Here is an 18,908-nt window from a genome sequence, read left to right on the forward strand (position 1 = left end):
CCTGGCACCGAGCGGCGCACGCCTGCCGTTAATAGGCCTTTGCCGGCACGAGGGAAGCGGGCATCTTTTCCGTGTGCCGCGGTTTTCTTTTCGATCAATCAGTCGCGCGCTTTTGCGCGATAGGTGCCTGCGGGAAAGCGATTTAAGTTGTGCCGCCAATGCCCGGAGCCTGTACTATACGAACCATTGCAGACGACCGGCAGCCACCGTTCGATTATCCGGCGTGTAAATGTGACTTGCAGCGACTGGCTCGCAGTGCACATGCCGGAAGGCCCGCCCGGCTGCGCCATCCGAGACGCGCGAACAGCGTCGATAGCGGCGACGGCAGGCGGTGACCGGAAGTAGCGACAAGAACCCATTGATCATGCGGACCCGCGGGCGAGACATCGACCGGCATACCTTGGGCAGTCGCTTTGCGAAACGCCAGATCTACCAATCGACCGACCGGTCGGTCTCGGGGGCGTTCGCGGCGGCGTGGGAAACACGTGAAGATATGAACAACTTTATTCGACCTCCCGTTTTTTATCCGTCCACGGTGGTTTTCGTCGACGACAACGACAGCTACCTCGACGCGCTTCGCCGGTTTTTTCCGGGCACCTACACGAACCTGTTTTTCACGCGGCCGCAAGCGGCTCTCAACTATATCCGCCAGCACGCGCGCGAGAATTCGCTCGAATTCGCGGCGGCATCGGCGTGTCTGAGCGAGCCGGGCGTCGAGCGCTTCGTCGAAACCTCGGCGGAACGCGATATCGTCGCGCGGCCGTCGCGCTTCGAGGAAGTCGCGGCGGTCGTCGTCGACTACGACATGCCGGGCATCGGCGGCGTCGAATTCCTGTCGTCGATCTCGCATCTGCGTTGCGCAAAGGTGTTGCTCACCGGGGTCGCCGATGAAACCGTCGCGGTGAAAGCGTTCAACGCCGGCATCGTCGACCTGTACCTGCGCAAGACCGACGCGGATTCGGCCAATCGCCTCACCCATTTCCTGAAGGACGCGAAGAGCCGCCATTGCGGGGAGTCGGGCTGGCTTGCGCTCGGCGAAAACGGCATGACCTACTGCGATCCGCGCACCCGCAAGGTGATCGACGAAGTGGTGGCCGCGCAGGGCATCGTCGAGTATTACTGGCGCCCCGAGCAGAACGTGATCCTGATGTTCGACGCCGCCGGCAACCCGAGCATATTCGTCGCGTGGGCGGAGAACGACTGGATCTCGCAGGGTGAAATCGTCGCCGACGAGGGTGGTCCGTCCGACCTGCTGCGCCAGCTCGCCACGCGCGAGGTGATGCCGTTGTTCTGGCCGGACCTCGCGTATCGTTCCGGCATGAAGTTCCGGTCGCTGACGCCGCAAAGCATTCCCGGCTGGGACGACGCGTTCTTCGGCTGGACCCGCATCGAGCCGGGCGAGGTCGGCCTCGATCTGGTCACGTTCGCGCAGTGGCGCGCTGACCGCAATCGCTGAACCGCACGGTAGCGCACTAGGCGCACCGATTAGTGTCGCTGCGCTAATGACGTGCGCGTTCGCGGAGAAAATCGCATACGGCCTTGTGCATGGCCTGCACGCCGGGGCTCGTTTCAAGCGCGCGCCAGCATCCATGCACGAGCCCCATGCCGATCAGCAGCCGGGCATCTCCACCAGCCTCGCGAATCCGCTCGACGAACACGCGCGCGTCGTCGCGTAGCGGGTCGTGCTCGGCCCCGAATGCCAGCGTCGGCGGCAGTCCGTCGAAGCGGGTTGCGGCGAGCGGAATCGTCCATGCGGGGCCGGGCGTGCGGTCGCCGTTTTCTTCGCGTCTTTCTCCACTGTTTGCCCCGCTGGTCCCCCAGTACGCGTGGCGAAACTTGTGCACGTCCGCGAGCGTCAGCATCGGCGCATCGGCCTCGGTGTCGCGCGCGGGTGATTGCGGCTCGGTGCCGAGCATCGGATAGACCAGCGCGATGCCGCGCACTCCGCTCACGCCGTCGTCGCGCAAGCGCAGCGCGACGCTTGCCGCGAGCGTGCCGCCGGCGCTATCGCCGGCGAGTTGCAATCCGGCGTGGTCGGGCAGATCGAACGGCAGGCGGTTGTTCAACGCGGCGCGCGTGATCTCGAGGCAGTCCTCGTGCGCGGCCGGCGCGCGATGCTCAGGCGCGAGCCGGTAGTCGACCGCGATCACGTCGAGGCCGGTGTCCGCGGCGAGGCGAGCGGTCACCATCTGATGACTGTTCAGCGAGCCGAGCACGAAACCGCCGCCATGAAAATACAGCACCGTGCCGCGGATCGCCCCGGATTCGCTTGCTTTCGCTCGATGCCGGTAGAGCCGAAGCGGGATCGCATGGCCCGCGTCGGTGCGAAAGCTTGCGTCCTGGGTGGTGAGTTCGCTGGGCAGGGGTGGCGTCAGCGTGGCAGCGTAGCGGTCGTACAGATCGCGCTGCTCGCGCGGCGTCATCGCCGCGTGATGCGACGGATAGAGCGCACTTGCCCGTTCGATAAACGCGGCGATTTCCGGCTCAAGCATGGTCACTCCGTTCGGGTAGTGTTTCCCGTTGCGTTGCGCAGGGCAATGCGATCACACGTCCGGCGAAACGCGCCGGCGGCAATGCCGCATGGGCTTGCGCGAGTTCATGGATGCGCGCTTCGACGTCCGGATCGAAAGCGACGCCACGCGGTCCGCTGGTATCGACGTGCAGCAGCATCTGCTCGCCAGCGGCGACCGGGCCGCTGCGTTGGCTTTGCGTCGCGTCCAGCGCAAACATTTCGAAGTAGACATGCATACGTTTCGCGTCGTAGCCGAGCACGCGCATGTCGACACGCACCGGCGTGCCTTGTTTGATTTCATGCAGATAGTTGACATGCGCTTCGAGCGTGTAGATCGATCGATGCCGCTCTTTGCGCACCGCATCGTGCAGGCCGATCAGATCGATCAGCTCGTCGGTCGCGAGACTGAAGATCAGCAGGTAGAACGCGTCGCGCATGTGGCCGTTGTAATCGACCCATTCGGCGCGCACGCTGTCGCGGTAAGACGGCAGGGCAACGGGATGCGACATGAGCGTCTATCTCCTCGATCGAATGCGATGGCTGGGGCGCGTCGTTTTGGCGTTATCAGTGTAGTTCATCGCGATGCCGCCGCGCCGGAACGCGTTGGCCTCGAATTGTGGTCGCTATGGCAACAGTGAATTCATGGTTCAGGGCTTACTGCGTGGCCTGACCGCCTCCTAAACTGGCTTCGCTGCTGCGGATGGCCGATGGCCGATGATCGCACGAGGCTCCGCGGCAATCGGATGAAGCCATCTCTGGAGGTTGGAAATCATGAAGTCCATCAGGTCGCTGATCGAAGCAGGGGTTATCGCCGCTGTCATTTCCGTGCCGTTCGCGGCGTTTGCGCAGTCGAATCAGGCCAATCAGCCGCCCTCGCGCGCACAGGCGCACGATCCGTCCAACCCGAATGCGATCGACTATCCGGCCCATCTCCAGGCGGCTAAAGCAAAGGTCGCGGCGCAAAACCAGGCAGCCCAGAATAGCGGCTACGGTGCGCCGTCGAATGGTTCGTCGCAGCGCAGCGGCCGGACCGATTTCGCGCCGACTTCGTATTCCGTGCCGGTGGTGAATTACACGCGTTGATTACGCCGGGTTCCCATCAAATCCGTATCAACACCGCCCCGAACGTCACGAGCACACACGCCACGATGCGTCGCGCGGTGAGCTTCTCGCGCATGAAGATGCAGCCGATCAACACCGCGAAGATCGAACTCAACTCGCGCAACGCGGAAACCATCGCGATCGGCAGATAGCGGTACGCCTCGATGATCAGGCAATACGCGCCGAGCGCGATCACGCCCGACGCGATGCCCTTCACCACCACCGCGCGGCCGATGAACATCCCCTTTGCGCCGCCGCGCCAATGCCACGCAAGCAGGAACTGCGGAATGTTCCAGATCAGATAGACCCACATGATGTAGCTGAGGCCATTGCCCGCGAGGCGCGCGCCGAGGCCGTCGACGACCGAGTACGTCGCGATGAACAGCCCCGTCAGCAGCGCGAACGGCACGCTCTCGCCGGAAAAGCGCATGCCCCGCCGAAACGCGAGCGAGACGATGCCGCACGACACGAGCGCGACGCCGAGCGCGGCGAGCGGCTTCAGCACTTCGCCCGCGAACACGAGCGCGCCGACGAACACCAGCATCGGCGAAAGACCGCGCGCGATCGGATAGATCTGGCCGAAATCGCCGCTTTTATATGCGCGAATCAGCGCGAGCAGATAGCCCCATTCGAGCACCGCCGACGCAACGATATACGGCCACGCGGCCGGCGCCGGCAGCGGCAGCACCAGCACGCCGATCGAGCTGACCGCGAGATACGGCATCGCCATCATGCCGAGCAGCCAGACGCGGTCTTCGGACACATGCAAGAACGCGTTCCAGGTTGCGTGAAGCAGTGCGGAGAACAGCACCAGCAGGACGACAAAGGGTTCCATCGACAGCGGGATCGGACGAAGAGAGCAAGGAAAGACCGCAGGGCGGTCGCGAGCCCGTGATTATTCCAGCAGAGCGCGGGAATGGAGGAGTGGATGACTGATGCGCAGGGGCTTTGTGGCAGGAAAACGGCGTTTTACGGCGCGCAGCATCGAGTGCAGATGACGCGGCAAAAAAGAAACGGGCGAAGCGGCAGTGCGCTTCGCCCGTGCTGTTCGTTTTGAATCGACCGGTCCGTGTCCCGCGCGCGCCGTACTCAGATCACCCGCTCACGCAGCCACGCCGAGCCGAGATCGATCACGGTCACGACGACGATCACCATGATCATCACGGCGGCCGTCTGCGCATAGTTGAACGAGCGGATCGCCTCGTACAGCACGACGCCGATGCCGCCCGCGCCGACCATGCCGACCACCATCGCCGAGCGCACGTTCGACTCGAAGCGATACAGCGCGTACGAAATCCACAGCGGCAGAACTTGCGGCAACACCGCATAGACGATTTCGTCGAGGCGCGTCGCGCCGGTTGCGCGCACGCCTTCGGCTGGGCGCGGATCGATTGCCTCGACCGCTTCGGCGAACAGCTTGGCGAGCACGCCCGTGGTATGCACCCACAGCGCGAGCACGCCGGCGAACGGCCCGAGGCCGACCGCGACGATGAACAGCATCGCGAAGACCATTTCATTGATCGCGCGGCACGCGTCCATCAGGCGGCGCACCGGTTGCAGTACCCATTGCGGCGCGAGATTGTGCGAGGACATCAGGCCAAAAGGCACCGCGCAGACGAGCGAAAGCGCGGTACCCCAGATCGCGACCGCCAGCGTCACGTACATCTCGTGCACGTAGGTGCGCCACTCGGTGAAGTCGGGCGGAAAGAAGTCCGCCGCGAACTCGCCCATGTTGGCGGAGTCGCTGAGCAGATCGAGCGGACGCATGTCGGCGCCGTGCCAAGCGCCGCCGAGCACCGCAAGCACCGCGATCCAGCCGAGCAACGACCACCAGCCGCGCTTGCCGGCACGAACTTTTGCTTGCGCCGCCTGCGCGGCGGCCGCTTCGCTCGGGCGCGCCGGCGACACGATCAGATCGGCCGTGTTCATTGCTTCGGCTGTGCGGCGCCGAGCGCGCTCAGCTTCGCGTCGAGCGCGGCCAATTGCGTCTTGCGGTCGCTATCGGACAGATGCGTATCGTTCTCGATCTTCTGCTTTTGCTGGAACAGCACGATCTGGCGGATCGGCAGCAGTTGCTGATCCGACGATGCCGAGAAGCCGCTGTATCCGGTGATGGCGGCCATCACCGCTTTTTCGTGCGGATCGGTCTTCGCGTAGTTCAGGAAGAATGTGCGCAGCTTGTCCTTCGTCGCTTGAGGCAGATCCTTGCGCCACACGAGCGGGTCCGACGGAATCAGCGGCGAGGTCCACAGCACGCGCACCTGCGCGTACTTGTCCGGATGCTGTTGCTTGAGCGTGTCCATCATCTCGCTGTTGTTGGTCGCGATGTCGATCTTGTTGTTGACGACGGCCAGAAGATTCGCCTCATGGCTCGACGGCAGCACGGTCTTGAACGACGTCTTGACCGGCGCATTGTGCTTCGCGAACAGGTAGTAGCCCGGCACCAGCGTGCCCGAGGTCGAGTTCGGATCGCCGAAGCCGAGCGTGACGCTCTTCGTGTCCTTGAACACGTCGTCGAGCGTCTTGAAGCGGCTGTTCACATTGGTGATCAGCAGCGAGTAGTAGCCACTTTGGCCGTCCGCGTGCTCGACTTTCGCAAATACTTCGCCATTCGAACGATCGACCGCTTCGATCGCCGACGCATTGCCGAAATAGCCGACCTGCACCTTGTTGAAGCGCATGCCTTCGATGATGCCCGCGTAATCGGTCGCGAAGAACGCCTTCACGTCCAGTCCGGTCTGTTTCTTCATGTCATCGATCAGCGGTTCCCAGCGTTGCTTGAGCACCGCCGACGAATCGGTCGAGATGATGCCGAGGTTGATGTCCTCGGCGTGGGCCGCGGCGACACAGGTGAAAGCGGCAGCGCCGGCCGCGAGCGTGATCAGGGAGCGCAGGAGTTTCATCGGTTGAGGTCCGGTTGAGTGGATGGAGAGCAACAACAGCGCGCGACGGCGTGCGCGGTTCAGTTCGACGGCGCGGCGTTCAGCGCGAATGCGTAGCGCGCGGCGGCGGGGCCGGTGTCCGGCCGCGCGGGCGCGGCGGGGGTGTCGGGCGCGTCATGAGTGTCGTCGGCGTCGTGCGCCGCGTCGTCGAACAGTTCGCGCGCATCGTCGCCGTAGAGTTTCTTTAGCAGCGCCGGCGTGAGCGCATTGGAAGGGCCGTCGTAGACCACCTTGCCGCGACGCAGTGCGACCGTGCGCGGGCAGTACTGCATCGCGATGTCGACCTGGTGCAGCGACACCAATACCGTGATCCGATGCTCGACGTTCAGCGCTTGCAGCATGTCCATCACGCGACGCGACGACTCGGGATCGAGCGACGCGATCGGCTCGTCGGCGAGCACGATTTGCGCGCGCTGCACCAGCGCCCGCGCGAGCGCGGCCCGTTGCTGCTGACCGCCCGACAGGTTCGACGCCCGCTCGCGCGCATGCTCGCCGATGCCGACCTCGTGCAGCGCGGCCAGCGACAACGCGCGCTCCGCACGAGGGAAGCGGCCGGAGAGACGCCGCCACCACGGCAGGCGCGCGAGCGCGCCGATCAGCACGTTGGTTTCGACCGACAGCCGGTTCACCAGATTGAACTGCTGGAACACGAAGCCGATGTCGCGGCGAATGCTGCGCACTTCACGCACGATGCGGCCGTTCTGCTGGATCGGCCGGCCGAGAATCTCGATCTGCGACGGCTGCGCGTCCGACGCGGTAAAGCCCGCGATATGCCGCAGCAACGTCGATTTTCCCGAGCCCGACGCGCCGATCAGCGCGACCATTTCACCGGGCGCGACGCGCAGATCGATTTCGTCGAGCGCTTTGCGGCCGTTGCCGAACGTTTTGCTCAAACGTTCGATTCGAATAGCTTCCCGGATCGCTTCCATCTGTATTCCCTCGATGCATCCGGACACTGCCGGCATGTGTGAGGCTCATTCTAGAAAGCGACTGTGACGGTTGAGTGAAGGCATCGCAACGTCTAGACGATTACATGTTTCTGTGTCGAATTTCCGCGGTGTCATGTGTCGTCAGGATGGCAGAACTAAGTCAGCTTGAAGTCAATGATTTGAACGGAGAGTGACATACGGATGACATGATTCGCGTGCATACGGGCGCACTCGCTGGTGTTGACACTTGGAGAGGCAACATTGTGTCGTTTGCCGTCGTCCTTAATGTTCCCGATACACGGGTCGCGCTGTCATGTCGGCTCCTTTGATCGGGGGTTTCCAGGCCGCCTTTTTTTCATCCTCCGCCAGCAGGAATATGCAATAGAAATCGAGATATCCGACACAGTCGTAAATAGTTGTCAAAACGGGCTTATCCCGATTTAAAGCGGTTGACCGTGCTCCGCTTCGATGATTAATTCGCGAGGTATCGCCTGAAAACTCTTGAGGAGAGTAATGGAGCAACTGAAACAGCAAAGCAGTGGGACGGATTGGACAGTGGAGGAAGAATGCGAGGTTTGCAGCATTACATATTCGATTTATTCCAAGTTCCCGCCGATGCCTTCCGCACAGGCCTTGAACGCCGAAACCGGTGAGTTCTTTCCGTTTGATCGGGTTCGTACGCTGAAATCCGGTTACGACATGGCCAAAGCCCTGGGTTACGCATGGGCGTGCGAGTGTCGCGGACGCCCACGAACCCCGCCGCAAAACCTGGGTAATGCGCAAGCGTTCGAGTTCACACCGCATGCGAGAAGTGGTGACGGGGTAGAACTGGCGGGCAGCCAGGGAACGCCACGCAACAATCAGGCGCAAAATAGACAGACCGATCATGTCGCCAGAATCTTGCGCTTAACTCCTCGTCAATCCCGGCAGCTCCACGATGAAATTTCAGGCCAAGGCCTCGGCTTCCATGAAATCATGGAGCGGGCAAAAGACATGTTCAACCTGTGATAACGCACGTCGTAGAGGAAGGGAATGATTCGATGATTGATACTCGAAGCGAAATTGAGCGGCGTCTGTCGGTGCTACGCGGCTTGGAACTGAGTGGAGTAAACCATGCCGCCGACATGCTGACGCTGAGCTTCGGTCCGTTGCGGCAAGTTACCAACTTTAAAGGGGCGGTGAAATATGTGGGTGTGTGGGCGCTGCACATCCAATGTGTGTGGCGACTTGAGAAAGTGGGCCGCGTCGTGGCAACAGAGGATGATCTTCGCGGGCCGGATGAGGAGGCGCACGCGAGCATCCATCGTCTCCAGGGGGTCTTGCTTGCGAATGGCCTTGCAGCGGTTGAGGCAGTGACAGCGGACGAGGCCGGTCGCGTGAAGCTCTCCCTGTCGCGCGGTTTTTGCCTTACGGTCATCCCGGACGGGAGAGTGGACGAGGAAGATTGGCGTTTCTTCGCGCCTGGCGTGGATGCAGCGCACTTGGTGATCAAAGCTGGCACAGTCGCTCCGGAATCATTTGACTGACACGGAAGGACGCAGGGCGGCGAGCGCTTGAGGAAGTCGCGCGAGTGCTTCGTCATGTGAGCGTGCGCCGCCTAACGGGGGATATCCGGCGAAGCGGTCTTTCTCGCCGACAAGCAGCCCGTCGAACTGACCCGTGCTGTCGCGATAGACGATCACCTCTAGAGGCTGCCCGCCCATCACTCGGACCTTGGCGACAACGACCGGAACGACTGCCTCAGGCGCGTTGGTCACGCTGCAACAACCGGGTACGTCCAGGTAGAGAATGACCGGCACGCCCGAGTCGATGTCGACAAATTCAATGGCTGCGCCACCCGCGTCAAGTGTGTGCATCGGCTTATTTCCCTTCCTTTAACCGCGGCGCAGCCCACGCATCGACGCGGCGCTACACCTCGATCCTACGCAACTGCCGATCGGCTGGACGCTCCCGCCTAATGACACACAGCCAGGCTATAGTGCGTCTTTTCCGGCCGCCCTTAAAAATCCCGACACCCCGGTCACGCCGTCATGCCGACTCCTTTGAGCTTCCTTCCGGACAGTTTTGCCGAATATGAAGATCTCAAGTCAATCCTCGACCAGGGCAAGGCGAGCTTCGAAATCCGCGCGATCTGCGAAACCGAAGTACGCGGCCGGCGCTTTTCCATCTACACCGCAAGCATCGGTTCATCCGATCCGCTCGCGCCGGCCATTGGCTTTTTCGGCGGCATTCACGGGCTCGAGCGAATCGGCTCGCAACTCGTGCTCGACTATATGCGCTCGCTGCTCGCGCGGCTCGAATGGGACGAACTGCTGGTGCGTGAATTGCAGTCCATCCGGTTGATCTTCTTGCCGATCGCAAATCCCGGCGGCATGTGGGCCGCGACGCGCGCCAATCCGCGCGGTGTCGACCTGATGCGCAACGCACCGCAAAACGCCGACGCTCGTGTGCCTCTGCTTGCGGGCGGCCAGCGTGTCGGCGCGTGGTTGCCCTGGTATCGCGGCCGCGCGGGCGAGCCGATGGAAGTCGAGGCGGCCGCGCTGCTGCAAGTAGTGGAAACGCAACTCGCCGCGCGGCCGCTGAGCATCGCGCTCGATTGCCATTCCGGCTACGGCTGGAGCGACAGCATCTGGTTTCCGTACGCGCGAACCCGCCAGCAGATGCCGCATCTGCCCGAAATGTACATGCTGAAGAGCATGTTCGAACACGCGCATCCGCATCACGGCTACACGTTCGAGCCGCAAAGCCATCAGTATCTGCTGCACGGCGATCTGTGGGACTACGCGTACGACCGTACGCCGGTGCCGAACATCTTCCTGCCGATGACGCTCGAACTCGGTTCGTGGCTGTGGATCAAGAAAAACCCGCGCCAGTTGTTTTCGCGGCAGGGTATGTTCAATCCGGTCATGGAGCATCGCACCGCGCGCGTGCTGCGGCGGCACGCGAACCTGTTCGACTTCCTCGCGCGCGCGGCGTTTTCGTCGCAGCGCTGGCTGCCGCAAGGCAACCAGCGCGAGCGGTTGCTGCAAAGCGCGCTCGACCACTGGTACAGGCCGGATCGCGAATGAGCACATGGATCCTGCTGCGCGGACTGACGCGCGAAACGCGGCATTGGGGGCGCCTGCCGGCGGCGTTGCGCGAAACCCTGAGCCAGATCCCGGACGATAGCTTGTCCGATCCGACGACAACCGCAACTTCCACCGCAACGACCGCGACCGGCGTCCGTTTGCTGCTGCTCGATCTGCCCGGCAACGGTGAATACGTGCGGCGGCGCGCGCCCGCGAGCGTCACGGGCATCGTCGCCTTCGTGCGGCAGGCGGCGCGCGAAACGGGCGTGCCGGGCCCCTACAACGTGATCGCGATGTCGCTCGGCGGCATGGTCGCGACCGACTGGGCGCAGCGTCATCCCGGCGAAATCGAACGGCTGGTGCTGATCAATACGAGCATGCGGCCATTCAGCCGCATGCATGAGCGGCTGCGGCCGTCGGCGTGGCTGGGTCTGCTCGGCGTCGCCGCCCACTGGAGCGATGCGGCCGATGCCGAGAGCGGCATCCATCGCCTCACGTGCAACAACCTCGACACCTTGGGCGCGGATCTCGCCGCTTGGACCACGATCCGCCGCAGCGCACCGGTGAGCCGCGCCAATGCGCTGCGGCAATTGTGGGCGGCCGCCCGCTTTAGCGCGGCGCCCGGCGCGCCCGGGTGTGCAGTGCTGATTTTGTCGTCGGCGGCCGATGGGCTCGTGAACCCGGTCTGTTCGGCGAAGCTCGCGGCGGCGTGGGGCGCGCCGCATCGCGAGCATCCGTGGGCCGGCCACGATGTGCCGCATGACGATCCCGCGTGGACCGCCGCGCAGATTCGCGCGTGGCTCACTCGGCGCGCCGAAGACAGCGATGCGGCGGCGCCGGGACCCGCACCGGCCAGGCCCACGCGTTGAGCCGCGCACGGCATTGCCGCGCCGCAGCGACGCGACCTTTTCCAACCCAACTGTGACGATTCTTCGACGGCCCGTCAGCGGGTATTACCTGACTTCGCGAAACGGACGCATCGCACACGGCAGGCGCATAATTCCAAGTCAGACGTTGCCTGCGAATCACGCGATACTCACCATTGCCGCCAGCCAGGGGAGTCGATCATGCAAGCAAAGAACGAAGAAGCCGTCACGCACCTGCTGAACGATGTCGTCGAATTTGCGCGGGGGCGGTTGCCGGAACCGACCTTCAATATCGTCGAACCCTTCCTGCGGCATTACTACGATTTCGTCGACGCAGGCGACCTGCAAAGCCGCTCGATCGCCGATCTGTACGGCGCGGCGCTCGCCCACTGGCAGACCGCGCAGCGCTTCGTCCCGGGCGAGCAACGGCTGCGCGTATACAACCCGATCCTCGAACAGCATGGCTGGCACTCCGATCACACGGTGATCGAGATCGTCAACGACGACATGCCGTTCCTCGTCGATTCGGTCTCGATGACGGTCAACCGCCATCGGCTCGCGCTGCATTCGGTCGTGCATCCGGTGTTTCGGATCTGGCGCGCGGCGGACGGCAGCATCGCGCGCGTGAGCCAGGGCGCCGAAGAAGCGGGCGATACGCGCTCGCATCTGACCTCGTGCATCCATTTCGAAGTCGATCGTTGTGGCGATGCCGCAAAACTCGATGCGTTGCGCGACGATATCGCCCGCGTGCTCGGCGACGTGCGCGCGGCGGTCGAAGATTGGCCGAAGATCATCGAACGCGCGAAGCAGACGATTCAGGATATGAAGGCGCGCGAGACCGGTCCCGAGGGCGTCGAAGCGCGTGCGTTCGTCGAATGGATGGTCGCCGATCATTTCACGTTCCTCGGCCAGCGCGATTACGAACTGGTGCAGCTTGATGGCGGCTATGGTTTGCGGGCGGTGGCGGGCTCCGGTCTCGGCATTCTGCGCGATGCACAGGGGGCGGGCGGCGCGCCTGACGTCACGCCGTTGCCGCCGGCGGCTGCGGAGATCATCTCGGGCTCGTCGCCGATCTTCCTCACCAAGGCCAATTCGCGCGCCACGGTGCACCGGCCGGGCTATCTCGACTATGTCGGCATCAAGCTGAGCGGCGCCGATGGCAAGGTGACGGGCGAGCGGCGCTTCATCGGCCTGTATACGTCGACCGCTTATTTCGTGTCGGCCGCGGAGATTCCGATCGTGCGGCGCAAATGCGCGAATATCGTCAGACGTGCCGCATTCCTGCCGAAAGGTCATCTGGCGAAATCGCTGGTCACGGTGCTGGAAACCTATCCGCGCGACGAATTGTTCCAGGCCGACGAAGACCAGTTATACGACACCACCCTCGGCGTGCTGCGTTTGCAGGAGCATCAGCGCACGCGGCTGTTCGTGCGGCGCGATCGCTTCGATCGCTTCGTTTCGTGCCTCGTGTTCGTATCGCGCGACAAGTACAACACCGATCTGCGGCAACGCATCGCGAACCTGCTCGCCGACGCATTCAATGGTGAGAACGTCGAATTCACGCCGCTGCTGTCGGAGTCGACGCTCGCGCGAATTCATTTTGTCGTCCATGCCAAAGCCGGTGGCATGCCGAGCGTCGATACGCGCGAGCTCGAAGCGCGCCTCGTGCAGGTCGCGCGACGCTGGCAGGACGATCTGGCCGACGCATTGCTCGACGCGTACGGCGAAGAGCAGGGCAACCGTTTGCTGCAGCACTACGCCGATTCGTTTCCGGCCGGCTATCGCGACGACTATCCGGCGCGTACGGCGGTGCGCGATATCGAACTGATCGAGCGCGTGCAAGGCAGCGAGCGGCTCGCAATGAACCTCTACCGGCCGATCGAATCGGGACCGCGGGCGTTCCGCTTCAAGGTGTATCGCGCGGGCATGCCGATCGCGTTGTCGCGTAGCTTGCCGATGCTCGAACATCTGGGCGTGCGCGTCGACGAGGAGCGGCCTTATCTGATCGAGGCGCCGGGTGCGATGCCCGCGTGGATCCACGACTTCGGCCTCGAACTCGCGGACGATACCGAGTTCGACATCGAGCGGGTCAAGGATCTGTTCGAGCAGGCGTTCGAGCAGGTGTGGACCGGCACGATCGAAAGCGACGACTTCAACCGCCTCGTGCTGCGCGCGCAGCTCAATGCGCGCGAGGTGACGATCCTGCGCGCGTACGCGAAGTACTTGCGCCAGGTCGGATCGACGTTCAGCGACGCGTATATCGAACGCGCGGTGACCGGCAATCCGGCGATTGCGCGCATGCTCGTCGACCTGTTCGTCGCGCGCTTCGATCCGGCGCTCGGCGCGGTACGCGAGGCCCGCGTCAACGCCTGTCTGGAATCGATCGACAGCGCACTCGACCAGGTGCCGAATCTCGACGAAGACCGCATCCTGCGGCAGTTCCTCGGCGTGATCAAGGCGACCAAGCGCACCAACTACTACCGCCATGACGCTCAGGGGCAATCGAAGCCGTACCTGTCGTTCAAGTTCGATCCCGCGCAGGTGCCCGGCCTGCCCGAACCGAAGCCGATGTTCGAGATCTGGGTCTATTCGCCGCGCGTCGAGGGCGTGCATCTGCGAGGTGGGCGCGTCGCGCGCGGCGGCCTGCGCTGGTCGGATCGGCGCGAGGATTTCCGTACGGAAGTGCTCGGCCTGATGAAGGCGCAGATGGTGAAGAACGTCGTGATCGTACCGGTGGGCTCGAAGGGCGGCTTCGTCGTCAAGAATCCGCCGCCGCAGAGCGAGCGCGATGCGTGGATGCGCGAAGGCGTCGCGTGCTATCAGACCTTCCTGCGCGGCTTGCTCGACGTAACCGACAACCTGGCGGGCACCGACGTCGTGCCGCCGCCCGACGTGGTGCGGCACGACCCCGACGACCCATATCTGGTCGTCGCCGCCGACAAGGGCACGGCGACGTTCTCCGATTACGCGAATGCAATCTCGCAGGAATACGGTTTCTGGCTCGACGACGCGTTCGCGTCGGGCGGTTCGGTCGGCTATGACCACAAGAAAATGGGCATCACCGCGCGCGGCGCGTGGGAGTCGGTCAAGCGGCACTTCCGCGAAATGGGCATCGACACGCAGAGCCAGGACTTCACGGTGGTCGGTGTCGGCGACATGTCGGGCGACGTGTTCGGCAACGGCATGCTGCTGTCTCCGCATATCAAGCTGCTCGCCGCGTTCGATCACCGCCATATCTTCCTCGATCCGAATCCCGATCCCGCCGCGAGCATGGCGGAGCGCGCGCGGCTCTTCATGCTCGACCGCTCCAGCTGGGCGGATTACGACCCGTCGCTGATCTCGGCTGGCGGCGGCGTGTTCCCGCGCAGCGCGAAGACGATTCCGCTGTCGCCGGCGGTGCAGGCGGCGCTCGGCACCAGCGCGGCGGCGCTGTCGCCGGCCGAGCTGATGCGGGTGATTCTGCAGGCGCCGGTCGATCTGCTTTATAACGGCGGCATCGGCACCTACGTGAAGGCGAGCCGCGAGACCAACCAGCAGGCGGGCGATCGTGCGAACGACGCGATCCGCGTGAACGGTGCCGACCTGCGCTGCAAGGTGGTGGCCGAGGGCGGCAATCTCGGCTTGACGCAACTCGGCCGCATCGAGTTCGCGCAGCACGGCGGCCGCATCAATACCGATGCGATCGATAATTCCGCCGGCGTCGATTGCTCGGATCACGAGGTCAACATCAAGATTCTGCTGGGTCTCGTCGTCGCCGATGGTGAGATGACGGAGAAGCAGCGCAATGCGCTGCTTGCGGAAATGACCGATGAAGTCGGTCTGCTGGTGCTGACGGACAACTACTACCAGACGCAGGCTTTGTCGATCGCGGGCCGCTTCGGCGTCGAGCTGCTCGATGCCGAAACCCGTTTGATGCGCTATCTGGAGAAGGCTGGGCGGCTCAATCGCGTGATCGAGTTTCTGCCCACCGACGAAGACGTCGCCGAGCGCGCGGCCGCGAAGCAGGGACTGACGACACCCGAACGCGCGGTGCTGCTCGCGTACAGCAAGATGTGGCTCTATGACGCGCTGCTCGAATCGTCGATGCCGGAGGACCCGCTCGTCAGCGACATGTTGATCGAGTACTTTCCGAAGCCGCTGCGGCAGCGTTTCCGTGAGCCGATGCAGCGCCATCCGCTGCGCCGTGAAATCCTCGCGACGCATCTGACCAATGCGCTCGTGAATCGCGTCGGCTGCGAGTTCGTGCATCGGCTGATGGAGGAGACCGATGCGCAGCCCGGCGACATCGTGCGCGCGTGCATCATGGCGCGCGACGTGTTCGATCTCGATCAGATCTGGCGCAGCATCGACGCGCTCGACAACCGCGTCGCGGACGACGTGCAGGCGCGCATGTTCGCGGAGGTCGCGCGGCTCGTCGAACGTTCGGCGCTGTGGTTCCTGCGGCATCTGCAAACGGGCGCGGCCAACGGCGACGTGAGCGGCCTGCTCGCGCGCTGTCGCGATGCCGCGCAGCGTCTCGCGCCGCAATGGCCGGCGCTGTTGCCGGCCGCGGATCTCGAAGCATTGTCGGAGCGGCAGCGGGCGTTCGTCGATGCGGGTGTCGATAGCGATCTCGCGGTGCGGATCGCGAGCGGCGAGGTGTCGGCCGCGCTGCTCGATATCGCCGAAGTCGCGTCGACATGCGAGCGCAATCTGGAACAGGTCGCGGGCGTCTACTTCGCGCTCGGCACGCTGCTGAACTACAGCTGGATCAGCGAGCGCGCCGCTTCGTTGCCGGCGCCGACGCACTGGGACATGCTCGCGCGCGCATCGGCGCTCGCCGAACTCGCCCGCCTCAAGCGCGCGCTGACCACGAGCGCGTTGGCTGGCGCGACCGATGCGTCGACGCCCGATTCGCTGGTGCAAACGTGGCGCGAGAAACGCGCGGCGCAGCTCGAGCGTTATACGCGTTTGCTGACCGATTTGCGTGCGACGGGTGGCGCGAGTCTTTCGGTGCTGCTGGTGGTCGTGCGGGAGATGGCCGCGCTCGAGCGGGCGTGAGCCGCGCGAATGGTGGGAAGGGCGGTTGGGGCGCTGGCGGCACGGCGACGCGTCGGGTCCGATTCCTGCGGCCTGGCGTGTCGTTGTCGTCCATAATACCGAGTGCTTGCCGATCGCTTCGGTCGTGCAATCGCCAACAATACCGAGCCCACTCACCGACGTCCGCCCGCAGATGAAAGAAGAATCGCCGAAAGCCATTTTCTACGCACTCGCCGCCAACCTCGGCATCGCCGTCTGCAAGTTCGCCGCGGCGTCGTTCACCGGTTCCGGCTCAATGTTCGCCGAAGCGATTCACTCCACCGCCGACTGCGGCAATCAACTGCTGCTGCTTTTCGGGCTGCGCGAGGCGCGCAAGCCGGTGAGCCCTTTGCATCCGATGGGCAGCGGCCGCGAAATCAACTTCTATTCGCTGCTGGTTGCGTTGCTGCTGTTTTTCGTCGGCGGCGCGTTTTCGGTGTATGAGGGCGTGCATCGGCTGATTGCGCGCGAGCCGTTGCAGTATGCGTTCGTCGCGTTGGCGGTGCTCGGTGTGTCGGTGGTGCTCGAAGCGCTATCGCTGTGGGGTGCGATCAAGGAGATTCGCAAGACGTATCCGGATAAAAACCTGTGGCAGTGGTTTCGCGAGACGCGCGAATCGGATCTGCTGGTCGTGGCCGGCGAAGATATCGCCGCGCTCTTCGGTCTCGCGATCGCCTTCGTCGCGGTGCTATTGACGATGATGACCGGCAACCCCGTGTATGACGCGCTCGGCTCGGTCGGAGTCGGTCTCTTGCTGATGACGATCGCGTGGCTCGTCGCGCGTGAAGTGAAGTCGATGATCGTCGGCGAGTCGGCGAGCCCGGAAGTGCGCAGCGCTATCGACGCGCATCTGCGCGCGCGTCCGGAGATTCGCAGCGTCATCAATATGATCACGCTGCAGTGGGGACGTCACGTGGTGGTGGCGGTGCAGGCGGAAATGATCGACTATGCGAGCGGCCGCGCGATGGTCGATGCGATCAATGTTATCGAGGCCGACTTGCAGGCCGCGTTTCCTCAGGTGCGCTGGGTGTTCTTCGAACCGGATGTGCCGCGTAATTGAATTGACGAAGAGGAGGCGAAACGGCCTGCGCTGCGATCGCAGGCCGTTCCGGCTGTGCAAATTGGGCTCCTGTATGCGTCGAAGCGCTTATTTGAACCCTGCCACCGCATGCGGCACATACAGTTCTTCGAGCCGCTGAATCTCTTCGCCGCTGAGCTTCAACGACAGCGCCGCGACCGCATCGTCGAGATGATGCAGCTTGGTCGCACCGACGATCGGCGCGGTAATCGGCTTCTTCTGCAGCACCCACGCTAGCGCAACCTGCGCGCGCGGCACGCCGCGCTCTTTCGCGATCTCGCTGACCCGCTCGACGATACGCCGGTCCGCTTCCTGCGTCTGCGCGTACAGCGTGCGGCCGAACTCGTCGGTTTCCGAGCGCGCGCTTTCGGTGTCCCAGTCACGCGTCAAGCGTCCGCGTGCAAGCGGGCTCCACGGAATCACGCCGATCCCTTCGCTCTCGCACAGCGGCAGCATTTCGCGCTCCTCCTCGCGATACAGCAGATTCACGTAGTTCTGCATCGTCACGAAGCGGGTCCAGCCATTGCGCTCGGCCACCTGCAGCGCCTTGGCAAACTGCCATGCGTACATCGACGAAGCGCCGATATAGCGCGCCTTGCCAGCCTTCACGACGTCGTGCAGCGCTTCCATCGTTTCTTCGATCGGCGTGCCGTAGTCCCAGCGATGAATCTGATACAGGTCGACATAGTCGGTACCGAGCCGCCGCAGGCTGTGATCGATCTCCGCCATGATCGCCTTGCGCGATAGCCCCGCGCCGTTCGGACCCGGATGCATGCGGCTATTGACCTTGGTGGCGAGCACGATCTCATCGCGTTTCGCAAAGTCCTTCAGCGCACGGCCGACGATTTCCTCGCTGGTGCCGTCCGAGTAGACGTTGGCGGTATCGAAGAAGTTGATGCCGTGATCGAGTGCCTGCTTGATGAATGGCCGCGCGGCTTCGTCGTCGAGCGTCCAGGTATGCGTGCCGCGCGAGGGCACGCCATAACTCATACAGCCGAGACAGAGACGCGATACATCGAGGCCGGTGCGGCCGAGTTTCACATAATCCATCGTGTTGCTCTCCTATGGTGAAGCGCACAAACCCGCTGCGAGGGAAAGACCTTCGATTATAGGGAAACGACGGCAAGCGCGTCGTCGCGGGCCGCGGCCGCTTTCAATCGCTTCAATGCAAATGGCGAGTGCCGTGAACGGCAGTCAAGAAAAGCCTACAAAGTCGTGGATTTGATGAGGCGTTGGAATCACTGGAAAAGCGGTAGACAACTGCGATCGTTAAATATCGACAAATTCAGAATAGTTCAGAATTGTCTCGTAGTCTTCATTTGCTCTCCTTGATAACCTTTTGATGGCGTTGCAT

At 63.4% G+C, this 18,908-nt stretch carries 16 protein-coding genes; 8 read left to right on the forward strand and 8 right to left on the reverse strand.

The window, feature by feature from the left end; genetic code table 11:
* The first annotated feature begins 493 nt into the window (after positions 1-493).
* On the forward strand, positions 494-1,456 hold the full coding sequence (locus tag AB3X89_RS05920; RefSeq protein ID WP_368582307.1) for a response regulator: 963 nt from the start codon (positions 494-496) through the stop codon (positions 1,454-1,456).
* Positions 1,457-1,499: 43 nt separating this feature from the next.
* On the opposite strand, the gene AB3X89_RS05925 is transcribed toward AB3X89_RS05920, so the two are convergent.
* Together AB3X89_RS05925 and AB3X89_RS05930 are read right to left on the reverse strand one after the other, a co-directional pair.
* Positions 1,500-2,492, reverse strand: a complete 993-nt coding sequence (locus AB3X89_RS05925) for an alpha/beta hydrolase (RefSeq protein WP_368582308.1) — start codon at positions 2,490-2,492, stop codon at positions 1,500-1,502.
* Positions 2,485-3,021, reverse strand: a complete 537-nt coding sequence (locus AB3X89_RS05930) for a thioesterase family protein (RefSeq protein WP_368582309.1) — start codon at positions 3,019-3,021, stop codon at positions 2,485-2,487. Before AB3X89_RS05930 ends, AB3X89_RS05925 begins: the two co-directional genes overlap by 8 nt.
* A 262-nt stretch (positions 3,022-3,283) precedes the next feature.
* Here AB3X89_RS05930 and AB3X89_RS05935 point away from each other — a divergent pair, with 262 nt between their 5' ends.
* Entirely contained in the window at positions 3,284-3,595 is a 312-nt protein-coding gene (locus AB3X89_RS05935; RefSeq protein ID WP_368582310.1) for a hypothetical protein, read from the forward strand.
* A 16-nt stretch (positions 3,596-3,611) separates the two neighbouring features.
* On the opposite strand, the gene AB3X89_RS05940 is transcribed toward AB3X89_RS05935, so the two are convergent.
* The 4 genes from AB3X89_RS05940 to phnC form a co-directional block, all read right to left on the reverse strand.
* A complete protein-coding gene (locus AB3X89_RS05940) occupies positions 3,612-4,448 on the reverse strand; it encodes an EamA family transporter (protein ID WP_368582311.1) in 837 nt (278 codons plus the stop codon).
* 254 nt (positions 4,449-4,702) lie between these two features.
* Entirely contained in the window at positions 4,703-5,542 is an 840-nt protein-coding gene (phnE, locus tag AB3X89_RS05945; RefSeq protein WP_368582312.1) for a phosphonate ABC transporter, permease protein PhnE, read from the reverse strand.
* Entirely contained in the window at positions 5,539-6,516 is a 978-nt protein-coding gene (gene phnD / locus AB3X89_RS05950; RefSeq protein ID WP_368582313.1) for a phosphonate ABC transporter substrate-binding protein, read from the reverse strand. Before phnD ends, phnE begins: the two co-directional genes overlap by 4 nt.
* Positions 6,517-6,575: 59 nt before the next feature.
* The gene (gene phnC / locus AB3X89_RS05955; RefSeq protein ID WP_368582314.1) at positions 6,576-7,484 is read right to left on the reverse strand and encodes a phosphonate ABC transporter ATP-binding protein; all 909 of its coding nucleotides are present in this window, start codon (positions 7,482-7,484) and stop codon (positions 6,576-6,578) included.
* A gap of 513 nt (positions 7,485-7,997) precedes the next feature.
* Between phnC and AB3X89_RS05960 the strand changes: the two genes are divergently transcribed.
* Together AB3X89_RS05960 and AB3X89_RS05965 are read left to right on the forward strand one after the other, a co-directional pair.
* Positions 7,998-8,492, forward strand: coding sequence for a hypothetical protein (locus tag AB3X89_RS05960; RefSeq protein ID WP_368582315.1), 495 nt, complete (start codon positions 7,998-8,000; stop codon positions 8,490-8,492).
* 32 nt (positions 8,493-8,524) lie between these two features.
* Complete coding sequence (locus tag AB3X89_RS05965) at positions 8,525-9,010, forward strand: hypothetical protein (protein ID WP_368582316.1); 486 nt, start codon at positions 8,525-8,527, stop codon at positions 9,008-9,010.
* Here the strand turns inward: AB3X89_RS05965 and AB3X89_RS05970 are convergent.
* Positions 8,999-9,340 carry a hypothetical protein gene (locus tag AB3X89_RS05970; protein ID WP_368582317.1) on the reverse strand — a complete coding sequence of 114 codons (342 nt, stop codon included), beginning with the start codon at positions 9,338-9,340 and terminating at the stop codon, positions 8,999-9,001. The genes AB3X89_RS05965 and AB3X89_RS05970 overlap by 12 nt on opposite strands.
* Positions 9,341-9,514: 174 nt before the next feature.
* On the opposite strand from AB3X89_RS05970, the gene AB3X89_RS05975 reads away from it, so the two are divergent.
* The 4 genes from AB3X89_RS05975 (at position 9,515) to AB3X89_RS05990 (ending at position 17,536) form a co-directional block, all read left to right on the forward strand.
* The gene (locus AB3X89_RS05975; protein ID WP_368582318.1) at positions 9,515-10,552 is read left to right on the forward strand and encodes a M14 family zinc carboxypeptidase; all 1,038 of its coding nucleotides are present in this window, start codon (positions 9,515-9,517) and stop codon (positions 10,550-10,552) included.
* Positions 10,549-11,421 (forward strand): alpha/beta fold hydrolase, encoded by an 873-nt coding sequence (locus AB3X89_RS05980; protein WP_368582319.1) that lies wholly within the window; start codon positions 10,549-10,551, stop codon positions 11,419-11,421. Before AB3X89_RS05975 ends, AB3X89_RS05980 begins: the two co-directional genes overlap by 4 nt.
* Positions 11,422-11,619: 198 nt before the next feature.
* Positions 11,620-16,458, forward strand: a complete 4,839-nt coding sequence (locus tag AB3X89_RS05985; protein WP_368582320.1) for an NAD-glutamate dehydrogenase — start codon at positions 11,620-11,622, stop codon at positions 16,456-16,458.
* Positions 16,459-16,630: 172 nt separating this feature from the next.
* Positions 16,631-17,536, forward strand: a complete 906-nt coding sequence (locus AB3X89_RS05990; RefSeq protein WP_368582321.1) for a cation diffusion facilitator family transporter — start codon at positions 16,631-16,633, stop codon at positions 17,534-17,536.
* An 87-nt stretch (positions 17,537-17,623) separates the two neighbouring features.
* Here AB3X89_RS05990 and AB3X89_RS05995 read toward each other — a convergent pair whose 3' ends face one another.
* The gene (locus AB3X89_RS05995; RefSeq protein ID WP_152851549.1) at positions 17,624-18,604 is read right to left on the reverse strand and encodes an aldo/keto reductase; all 981 of its coding nucleotides are present in this window, start codon (positions 18,602-18,604) and stop codon (positions 17,624-17,626) included.
* Positions 18,605-18,908 lie beyond the last annotated feature (304 nt).

The organism is Paraburkholderia sp. BR14320, assembly GCF_040948665.1.
GTDB lineage: Bacteria > Pseudomonadota > Gammaproteobacteria > Burkholderiales > Burkholderiaceae > Paraburkholderia > Paraburkholderia youngii.